Below are 10569 nucleotides of genomic sequence, written 5' to 3'. Positions count from 1 at the left end.
ATGCTAGGAAACTAGCACGTACGGTGTGAGGTGGGGGAAAAGGTGGAGATTACATCAAAGCCTTACCTATCATCATACTATGGCCGGGCTGCTAGACAAAGACAATTACTAGCTGCTGTTGCTCAAAAACTAAATTCCACCTCTACCGTATTTAAAATTAAAGATTTGACAGCAGTCGTTGGAAAATATATAAAAACTGACATTCCTATTTCAGATGGCCTTGCTCTTTACAAGAAACTTTCTGGGTTTGATCCTTCCACAATACAAACACTCAAACTTGAAGGAGAAGACAAAAAAATAGGTGGTATTTATTACTTCCTTCCAGATCCAAACGGTGTTGAGGCAGTACGTAACGAAATTAAAAAAGAACTAGGAGAAAAGGTAACCACGCAAGAAAATTCAACAACAAAAACGGAATCCACTCCTTCTTCAAATTCGAACTCTAACGAGAAAGCAAAGAAAGAAACGAATCAGAATCAGAACAAAACACCAACTGATCCCCCTCCTTCTACGAATGCTCATGCAGAGTGGATTATGAGAAATCAGCAATAAAACAGCCAAATCGCATGCGATTTGGCTGTTTTTTTATTTATTAAAATGTTTTAAGATTGCTTCTACAATACGCTCTGATGCACGGCCATCACCGTACGGATTAGATGCTTTTGACATCTTATCATGAGCTTCTTTGTCTGATAACAACTCATCTGCAAGACTAAAGATTGTCTCTTCGTCTGTTCCCGCTAATTTCAACGTACCTGCTTCAATACCTTCTGGACGCTCTGTTGTATCACGAAGAACAAGAACCGGTACTCCTAATGACGGAGCTTCCTCTTGTACACCACCAGAATCAGTTAGCATTAAGTATGAACGAGCTGCAACATTGTGGAAATCAATTACATCTAGCGGCTCAATTAAATGAATGCGGCCATGATCGCCTAAAATATCATTTGCAGTTTCACGAACAACAGGGTTCATATGAACAGGATACACAACTTGTACGTCTTCATGCTTATCAACAAGACGCTTAATTGCACGGAACATATTACGCATTGGCTCTCCTAGGTTTTCACGACGGTGAGCTGTCATAAGTACAAGACGATCACTTCCAAGTTTCTCTAGTACAGGATGACTATATGTTTCTTTTACAGTCGTTTTTAGTGCGTCAATCGCTGTATTTCCTGTTATGAAAATACGTGATTCATCTTTATTTTCTTTCTGTAAGTTCGTTGCTGATTTTGCTGTAGGTGAGAAATGAAGATCTGCCATTACACCTGTTAATTGACGATTCATCTCTTCTGGGTATGGAGAATATTTATCCCATGTACGAAGTCCTGCCTCGACATGGCCTACTGGAATTTGATTATAGAAAGCAGCTAAGCTTGCGATAAACGTTGTCGTCGTATCACCATGTACAAGTACGATATCCGGCTTTGCTTCTTTCATTACTTTATCCAAACCTTCTAAACCACGCGTTGTAATATCGATTAACGTTTGGCGATCCTTCATAATATTCAAATCGAAATCTGGTGTAATTCCAAAGATACTTAATACTTGGTCTAACATTTGACGATGTTGTGCTGTTACAGTCACAATCGATTCAATTTTCTCTGGATGCTTTTGCAACTCTAATACAAGAGGTGCCATTTTAATTGCTTCTGGACGTGTCCCGAAAATTGTCATTACTTTTAAACGTTCAGTCATTTCATTGCCTCTTTTCTTTCACTAGTTACAAATCCTATTATGACATATAAGAATATACATGAATACATACCTTTTTAACGAATAACGGAAAAATCCCTCTTATGAATACTTTCTCTTCCAACAGAATAATAATCTATTCCTTGTTTCTTAACATCCTCATTAGTATAACAATTTCTTCCACCAAATAAAATAGGTTCTCTCATAAGTTGTACGTACTTTCCTAACGGATACGTTCGGATAGCCTCCCATTCTGTCACGATAAAAGCCGCACTCGCTCCTCTAATCGATTCATCTATACATTCACTATATTGTATAGCCTCCCCAAAGATATTTTTCATATTTTGAATCGCCTTCGGGTCATATAGCACTATGTCTGCACCTATATTCATTAATTCTTGTATCATAATAAGGGACGGTGCGTCTCTTATATCATCTGTATTCGGTTTAAATGCTGCTCCCAGCACTGCAATTCGCTTCTTGTTCATATTCATTACTTTCTTCGCTTTCTCAATCAATAATAGCTGTTGTTTATTATTTACTTCAATGACGGCTTTTAACAAACGAAAATCATGTGCCACATTCCCTGCAATTTGCACAAGCGCTTTCGTATCTTTCGGAAAACAAGATCCCCCGTAACCAATGCCTGCATTTAAAAAAGACGACCCAATTCTCTTATCCATTCCCATTCCTTTTGCAACATCTAATACATTAGCTCCTACCTTCTCACATATATTTGAAATTTCATTGATAAAACTAATTTTTGTCGCTAAAAAGGCATTCGATGCGTATTTAATCATCTCTGCACTTTTTATATCTGTAACATACGTTTGCAAATGTAATTTACTATATAAATTCTCAACTTTTCGCGCCGCTTCCTCATTATCAGCTCCAATTACAATACGATCTCCCTGAAAAAAATCGTAAATCCCTGAACCCTCCCGTAAAAATTCGGGATTCGATACAATATGTAATTCATGCCTATTTTGTAATGTCTCCTCAATCCATCCCCTCATAGCACCATTCATCCCTACAGGAACAGTACTTTTTGTAACAACAATAATGTCTTTAGTCGCATATGTTCCAATATCAAAACATGCATTTTGAATATATGTTAAATCTGCTGTCCCATCTAATAACGATGGCGTTCCAACTGCAATAAATATAAATTCTGCATCATGAAATGCTTCTTCTTTACTTGTTGTAAAAGTTAAACGATTATTCTCACACGCATCATGTATTAATTCATATAAGCCAACTTCATAAATAGGCAAATCCCCTTGTTTTATCCGTTCAATTTTCTCATCATTTATATCAAAACATGTAACCGAATGTCCCAATACTGCCAATCCTACTCCTGTAATCAATCCAACGTATCCGGTACCTATTATCGTAATTTTCATTTCCTTTTCGCACAGGAATATACAATAGAAAATATACGAATACATAGAATTTCCCCTGTGCTTCCCCCTCTCATATTAAAAATAAGAAAACTTTTTTACTTCTTTATTATATGAATTGCTTTCTTCATTCTTTTTTAAGTTTTTGTAAAATTAAATATTGTCCATAAAACAAATAGAAATTTTACCGAGATTAAAGCTGCACGTTCAGACTTGAAAAATTCCCACATTTTAACACGGAACTTACTCATTTCTACGTGTAACACTTATAATATTGAAATAAAATTATTCGCTATTAAAGAGAAAGAGAAAATGTCATATTCCAAAGCCCAATACGATTAACCTTCTCAAACGATTCAACATTCTGTATACCATTGTCATATATTCTATCTGCTTCCATTTACCATAAAACGAAAAAAAGATTGAATTCTAATCTTTTTGTGATACCATATGTTATGAGCCTGTAAATAAACATCATAATTTTCAGATAAATATATTAAAAAAAATTACGTTAGACTATAAAAGGGTGGGGTATTAATGGACTCACAAGTGATTTATGCCATTTTGGCATCTTTCATCACTGTACTCGTCGTTACTCCTTTAGTTATTAAGTTAGCTTTTAAAATAGGAGCAACAGATAAGCCAAACGCGCGTAAAGTGCACCAAAAGATTATGCCTCGTCTTGGCGGGTTAGCAATATTTATTGGTGTGGCTGTTGGATTTGTTGTCGGTGGCTTATATGAACAAAGAATGTTATCGATAACGCTAGGTGCGATTATCATTGTAATCATCGGTATTTTAGATGATATGTACGAGTTATCTGCGAAGGTAAAATTCGGTGGACAACTATTAGTTGCCATTATGATTGTAAAAAGTGGATTATTAGTGCAAGTATTATATATTCCAATCCTCGGGGATACTGAACTTGGATGGCTTGCTTACCCAATTACAGTATTTTGGATTGTAGGTATTACAAATGCAATCAACTTAATTGACGGCTTAGATGGATTATCCGCTGGTATTTCATCTATCGTACTGGCAACGCTAGCATACATGGCCTTCACTAGCCCATGGGGTACTGGAACGGCTATCATTTTACCGCTAGCACTAATTGCACTTGCAAGTACAATTGGATTTTTATTCTACAACTTCCATCCAGCAAAAATTTTCATGGGAGATACAGGAGCACTATTTTTAGGATACTGTATTTCTGTTATATCGTTACTTGGATTATACAAAAGTGTAACGTTATTCAGCTTTATCGTTCCAGTTATCATTTTAGGCGTACCTGTATTTGATACGGCATTTGCAATTATCCGTCGTATCGTAAATAAAAAACCTATTTCAGCACCAGATAAATCGCATTTACATCACCGTTTACTTGCAATGGGCTTCTCACATCGCAAAACGGTACTAATTATATACGCGTTTGGTATCTTCTTTAGCGTAAATGCTATTATTTTTACTAGTGCAACATTATGGTTATCCATTATTCTTCTTTTCGTTTTAATCTTCTTTACAGAAATTATTGCTGAAGTAATTGGACTTGTACATGAACGTTACAAACCACTTATTTCCTTTTATAAAAAAGTGAAAAAACGCGAAGACTAATTGTAGTATAGCCTTTACTATTATGAAATATTCAAATAGCATCCTCTTTCTTATAAGAGGATGCTATTTTTTATTCATTATTTTATATTTCCAAAATATAGCTTGTTTGAGAGTTCCACTATTGGAGAAAGATATACATAATAAGAAAAGGATTATATTTTCTTTTTTACATCTTGATTGTCAAACTGAGGGTGAATGTTATGATCAAGCGAGTATTTCAATACATTATTTTATTTTTAACGATTACTATGTACGCGTCATCTCATGCAGGAGCGACTACCATTCCCCCTGCTGAACATCATCCAAATACCGAAACTACCTCTTCTACCAAAAAAATCGCGTACTTAACATTTGATGACGGACCAAACAAATATACTACGCAAATTTTAAACATCTTAAAAGAAAAGAACGGAAAAGCAACTTTCTTTGTTATTGGTGGAAAAGTGCCACATTATAAAAAGACAATGCAACGATTAATTAAAGACGGACATTATATCGGGCTTCACAGTATGTCACATGATGTAAAACGCCTTTACACCGGTGATCCATCTGCTTTAATTACAGAGATGGAACAAACACAAAGCATCGTTCAGCAAGTTACAAAATTAAATTCACATCTCGTTCGTGTCCCGTATGGTAGCATGCCTTATTTAAAAAAAAATTACCGTGATGCACTTGTATCAGCCCAGTATAAAATGTGGGATTGGACAATCGATACATACGACTGGAAAAGCTATGATAACCCTTCTGCCATACTAGAAAGGGTACGTAATCAGAGCGATGAACAAGTCGAAGTAATTTTAATGCATGATTCGAGTGTAACCGTACAAATACTGCCACAAGTAATTGATTACTTACAGTCACAAGGATACAAGCTTCTTCCCTATAATCCATCTTCTCATCTCGAAGTAAACTTTTGGAAAGACACAAGATTGTAACAGCTTTAGTGCCTATGTGCTAAAGCTGTTTTATTTTTCTCTTCCCACCCTTCCCATTTTTGTGTAAAATTTTAAATAGTGATGAAGTTTCGAGGTGAATAGAAATGAAACGAATAGATCTCATTTTTAACGCAATACAAAAAAGCAATTATACAGAAGGTGTAACTGCATCAGAACTCGCTACCCTGTTGCAGCTAGATCGAGCCAATGTAAGTAGCGACTTAAACAAACTCGTAAAAGATAAACGTTTATTAAAAACAAATACGCATCCTGTTCGTTTTTATATAGAAACGAACACTTCGTTGGAAACGCATTCAAAAGAAGCAACTTCATTAGATACATTTGCAGTTGAAAATACGAGCCTTAAAATCGCAATCGAAAAAGCGAAAGCTTCTATTCTCTATCCTCCAAACGGTATGCATACTTTACTGCTCGGAGAAACAGGCGTCGGAAAATCCATGTTTGCTTCTTTAATGCACGAATATGCAATTGAAGTTGAACAGCTTCCTAAAAATGCACCATTTATCGTCTTTAACTGTGCTGATTATGCAAACAACCCACAGCTACTACTCGGGCAATTATTTGGGATTAAAAAAGGAGCGTATACAGGGGCAAGTGATCAAAAAGGGTTAATTGAAAAAGCACATGAAGGGATCCTTTTCTTAGATGAGGTACATCGCCTTCCTCCAGAGGGACAAGAAATGCTTTTCACCTTTATTGACCGCGGAGTATATCGCCGCCTTGGAGAAACAGAAAACGAACGTAAAGCACAAGTATTGATCATTACTGCAACAACAGAAGAACCAAATTCATTTTTATTAAAAACATTTACAAGACGTATACCAATGACTGTCACGCTGCCACCACTTCGTGAGCGTACACATAAAGAACGTTTTGCTTTACTGCAACTATTTTTCACAAATGAAGCAATTCGCTTGCGAAAAGAAATTCACGTTAGCCCGAATGCAATGCGTGCTTTCGTCTTTTACAATTGTCCTAATAACATCGGCCAATTAAAAACGGATGTACAAATTGCCTGTGCGAAAGCCTATTCTGACTTCGTGACAAAGAAACGTGATTCTGTCTATGTTTCAAGCACAGACTTACCTTGGTATATGAAAGAAGGACTATTCATTGAAAGAAAGAGCCGTCATCTATACCAAATACCGAATGAAACATTTATATTTACAGGTGATGAAGGTTGGAGTAATCATAAAATAGAAAATGAAAAACAGTCTTCTATTTACGATTATATTGACTATAAATATGAAGAACTTCAAGCTCGTGGTATTGAAGAGGAAGAATTAGAATTACTAATAGAAAATGATATTCAAAGCTTTTTCGTACAATATTTTAACCAAATGTCAAAAAAGACAAGTCATGAAAATGTTTTTAAAATTGTAGATCGTAATATCGTTTCCGTTTGTGAAAAAATTGCTGAACTTGCTGAAAAACATTTATCCAAAACGTTCGATGAAAAAGTATTTCTCGCTTTAAGTTTACATGTACAGACAACTCTACAACGTTTACAGGCCGGAAAACAAATTCATCACCCGCAATTAAATCAAATTCGTACGAAATATAAAGAAGCTTTTTCCGTAGCTATGCAATGCATTCAACTACTGGAAGACGAATTACAAATAACAATGCCTATCGATGAAGCAGGCTTTTTAACAATGTTCTTCGTTGTTGATCCAATTCCTGCCTCACAAACAGAAGTAAAAGTATTAATATTAGCGCACGGCAACGGCATAGCAACAGAAATGGCAAACGTCGCAAATGAACTGCTCGGCATTGACGAAGTAACCGGTATCGATATGCCGTTACATGAATCGCCGAAAGATTTCTTAGAGCGTGTGAAAGTGTATATGAAAACACTCCAAAATGTAAACGGGCTTCTCTTACTCGTTGATATGGGATCTCTCGCTTATATTGGTGATATATTAGAAACTGAGTTCAAAATTCCAGTGCGTGTTCTTTCCATGACAAGCACTCCACATGCACTAGAAGCGGCTCGAAAAGCTCAGCTTGGCTACTCGTTAGATGCATTATATGAAACGGTGAAGAACTTAACACCGTTTTACTTAAACGTACAAGAAGAAAAGAAAAAACCACTATCACCAATGAAATCTGTTATTTTGACAGCTTGTTTAACTGGGGAAGGCAGTGCTTTAGCTATTCAAAAAATGTTGGAGAACTATTTGCGATTTGACAAAGACTTAATTGAAATCATTCCGATTAGTATCGTCCATGAAAAAGATTTAACGAAAATGATTGAGAACATAAAAAAAGAGCGGAATATCATTTGTATTGTTACGAATTTTGATGTGCAAGTGCCATGCTTAACGTATCATTTCCAAGACATTGTAAACTACACAGCGATTCAGCCAATTCAAGAATTAATTACGTATGAAGAAACATATGCAAAAATGGCTGATATCCTGGAACAACAAATGCAGCGTAACGACGGAGCATTACTTATCAAAACAATTCGTTACGCATTAAATACAATTCAAGAATTAATTTCCTTACAGCTAACTCCTGACAGTTTAATGGGTGTTATTCTGCATATGAGCTGTATGGTTGACCGTCTTCAAAAGGGAGAAAGCCTTCTCCCTCATCCAGATAAAGAGAAACGAAGACAAGATGAATACTGGATGTATATGAAAGTAAAAAAGGCATTGCAGCCAATTGAAAATACATTTGAAATACAAATACCTGATGACGAAGTGTTTTATGTTATGGACTTCTTCATTAAAAATCAGCCTCTAAAAAATTAATCGTGGCAGTTTTTTAGTATATCGATCTTAACTCAGATTTTATCAGCGATTTTCAAAATATATCAGCGCAACTCGAGTTTTATCAGCGATTTTCAAAATATATCAGCGCAACTCAGGTTTTATCGGCGATTTTCAAAATATATCAGCGCAACTCGAGTTTTATCAGCGATTTTTCTAATATATCGATTTACCGTCAATAATCGCTAAAATTCGCACCTTATAACAGAAAAGGCTGTTCAATATGAACAGCCTTTTTGCTACTTCTTTACTTTCCTAATTCTCCCCCTTATTTCACCCTTCTTATGGGACTTCGTATAAACATTTACATATACATTCGCCTGAATAATTTCTTGCAGTAAGCTATCAAACGCTCGCCCCTGTAAAGGCCCTTCAAAATCCCCCACATTAACTACACCAGTGACGACTCCTTCATTAACACTAATACCTTGCTTTAATGGACCAAATAAACTTAAAACAATTGGACCAATTTGATTTGCTTTCCCTAAATGAATTTGGCATGATGTAACTTTTTCGATGTTTTTCAATATGACCCGATATTGCAACTTCTTTAAATCCTCACTAAATATAAACTCTGCTACGCCATAAGCTTCTGTATTTACAGGAGGTATTTCCCTCTTACCTGTTAACCTCGCAAAGAAATGTGTTGTCATACGGGCATTCTCCTTATATAAATTTCCCAGCACTACTTCTACTACTTTATGGTTTATACATAATCATTTATGACTTTTTCAAGTGTTAATTACGAAGAAAAGATTCACATAATCTTTACACTAGAATCGTTCCTTTTTCTTTACTACCTCTTGTATAATGCACTTAGAAAAACATTCTAGGAGGTCGTTTTGGAAAATAACAAATACACTTTTCACACATTATTAGAGATTTTTCTCGTCTCATTTAAATTAGGACTTACTTCGTTTGGTGGCCCCGTCGCCCATCTCGGCTATTTCCACCACGAATATGTACAAAAAAGAAAATGGATGGATGAACGAATCTATGGAGATTTAGTAGCACTATGTCAATTCCTCCCTGGTCCTGCTAGCAGCCAAGTCGGTATGGGCGTTGGATTATTAAGAGGCGGGGTATTCGGAGCTATTATTTCATGGATTGGGTTCACTTTACCGTCTGTGCTTGTTTTAGTTTTCTTCGCCTCATTCCTTAATCAGTTCGACCTTGGAAGTGCTGGCTGGATTCATGGGCTAAAACTTGTAGCAGTCGCTATTGTCGCTCATGCAATATGGGGAATGGCGCAAAAATTAACGCCAGACCGAAATCGTGCGACGATTGCAATTGCAACTGCCTCAATCGCCCTATTATGGCCAAGTAGCTGGACACAAGTCACTCTCATTATCATATCTGGCTTTATCGGCTGGCTTTTATATCGCAACGAACCAATTAGTCAATCTCAACATATAAAAGTACCTATTTCAAAAAAGATAGCAGTTTCTTGTCTCGTCTTATTCTTCGGACTATTACTACTGCTACCAATATTAAGACCATTCTCTTATTACATCGCTTTATTTGATAGTTTCTATCGCTCTGGCGCACTTGTATTTGGAGGCGGACACGTCGTCCTCCTCCTTCTTGAAGGTGAGTTCGTACAAAACGGAATGATGACGAAAGAACAATTCCTAGCTGGATACGGATTAACACAAGCAATGCCAGGACCACTATTTACATTCGCCTCTTATATAGGAGCAGTGTTAAACGGGACGCTTGGTGCCATACTTGCAACAATTGCGATCTTTCTTCCTGCTTTCTTACTCGTTATTGGTGTTTTACCCTTTTGGGACAGTGTGAGAAAAATATCTTTCATACAAGGCGCACTACTTGGAGTCAATGCGGCCGTTGTCGGTATTTTAATTGCCGCTTTTTATGACCCTATTTGGACAAGCACGATTAAGAACGCTGTAGATTTTGTTTTTGCATCTCTTCTATTTTGCTTGCTCGCTTTTTGGAAAACACCACCTTGGGTTATCGTTATACTTGGAGCCTTTGGCGGATATATTCTATCCATTTTGTAAATAAAAAAAGACGGCATAATGTATGATATTATCCCCTTTAGGTAGACAGTGTGAAAAAGACCATGTATACACATGGATGTTACACTATTACGTGGAGGGG

General features: G+C 36.3%; 7 protein-coding genes and 1 pseudogene. 5 read left to right on the top strand and 3 right to left on the bottom strand.

What is annotated here, in order from left to right:
• Positions 1-78 precede the first annotated feature (78 nt).
• A pseudogene (locus tag PDQ33_RS26735) lies at positions 79-552 on the top strand (LCP family protein); the annotation flags it as partial.
• 33 nt (positions 553-585) lie between these two features.
• Here the strand turns inward: PDQ33_RS26735 and wecB are convergent.
• Positions 586-1701, bottom strand: a complete 1116-nt coding sequence (gene wecB, locus PDQ33_RS26730; protein WP_000140134.1) for a non-hydrolyzing UDP-N-acetylglucosamine 2-epimerase — start codon at positions 1699-1701, stop codon at positions 586-588.
• Positions 1702-1775: 74 nt separating this feature from the next.
• Complete coding sequence (locus tag PDQ33_RS26725; protein ID WP_270756910.1) at positions 1776-3146, bottom strand: UDP-glucose dehydrogenase family protein; 1371 nt, start codon at positions 3144-3146, stop codon at positions 1776-1778.
• Between the two features lie 489 nt (positions 3147-3635).
• Here PDQ33_RS26725 and PDQ33_RS26720 point away from each other — a divergent pair, with 489 nt between their 5' ends.
• From PDQ33_RS26720 to PDQ33_RS26710, 3 genes are all read left to right on the top strand, one after another.
• Positions 3636-4709: a glycosyltransferase family 4 protein gene (locus PDQ33_RS26720; RefSeq protein WP_000378309.1), complete on the top strand. Its 1074-nt coding sequence runs from the start codon at positions 3636-3638 to the stop codon at positions 4707-4709.
• Between the two features lie 200 nt (positions 4710-4909).
• Positions 4910-5647, top strand: a complete 738-nt coding sequence (locus tag PDQ33_RS26715) for a polysaccharide deacetylase family protein (protein ID WP_000597163.1) — start codon at positions 4910-4912, stop codon at positions 5645-5647.
• 104 nt (positions 5648-5751) lie between these two features.
• The gene (locus tag PDQ33_RS26710; protein WP_270393141.1) at positions 5752-8427 is read left to right on the top strand and encodes a PRD domain-containing protein; all 2676 of its coding nucleotides are present in this window, start codon (positions 5752-5754) and stop codon (positions 8425-8427) included.
• A gap of 257 nt (positions 8428-8684) precedes the next feature.
• Here the strand turns inward: PDQ33_RS26710 and exsM are convergent, their stop codons facing one another.
• Positions 8685-9098 carry an exosporium regulatory protein ExsM gene (exsM, locus tag PDQ33_RS26705; protein ID WP_000207029.1) on the bottom strand — a complete coding sequence of 138 codons (414 nt, stop codon included), beginning with the start codon at positions 9096-9098 and terminating at the stop codon, positions 8685-8687.
• A 189-nt stretch (positions 9099-9287) separates the two neighbouring features.
• On the opposite strand from exsM, the gene PDQ33_RS26700 reads away from it, so the two are divergent.
• Positions 9288-10469, top strand: a complete 1182-nt coding sequence (locus PDQ33_RS26700; protein ID WP_270756907.1) for a chromate transporter — start codon at positions 9288-9290, stop codon at positions 10467-10469.
• Positions 10470-10569: the final 100 nt, after the last annotated feature.

This window comes from Bacillus cereus group sp. Bc031 (assembly GCF_027716265.1).
Taxonomy (GTDB): domain Bacteria; phylum Bacillota; class Bacilli; order Bacillales; family Bacillaceae_G; genus Bacillus_A; species Bacillus_A paranthracis.
Note: the sequence above shows the minus strand (reverse complement) of the source record. Positions and strands in the feature narration are given on the sequence as shown.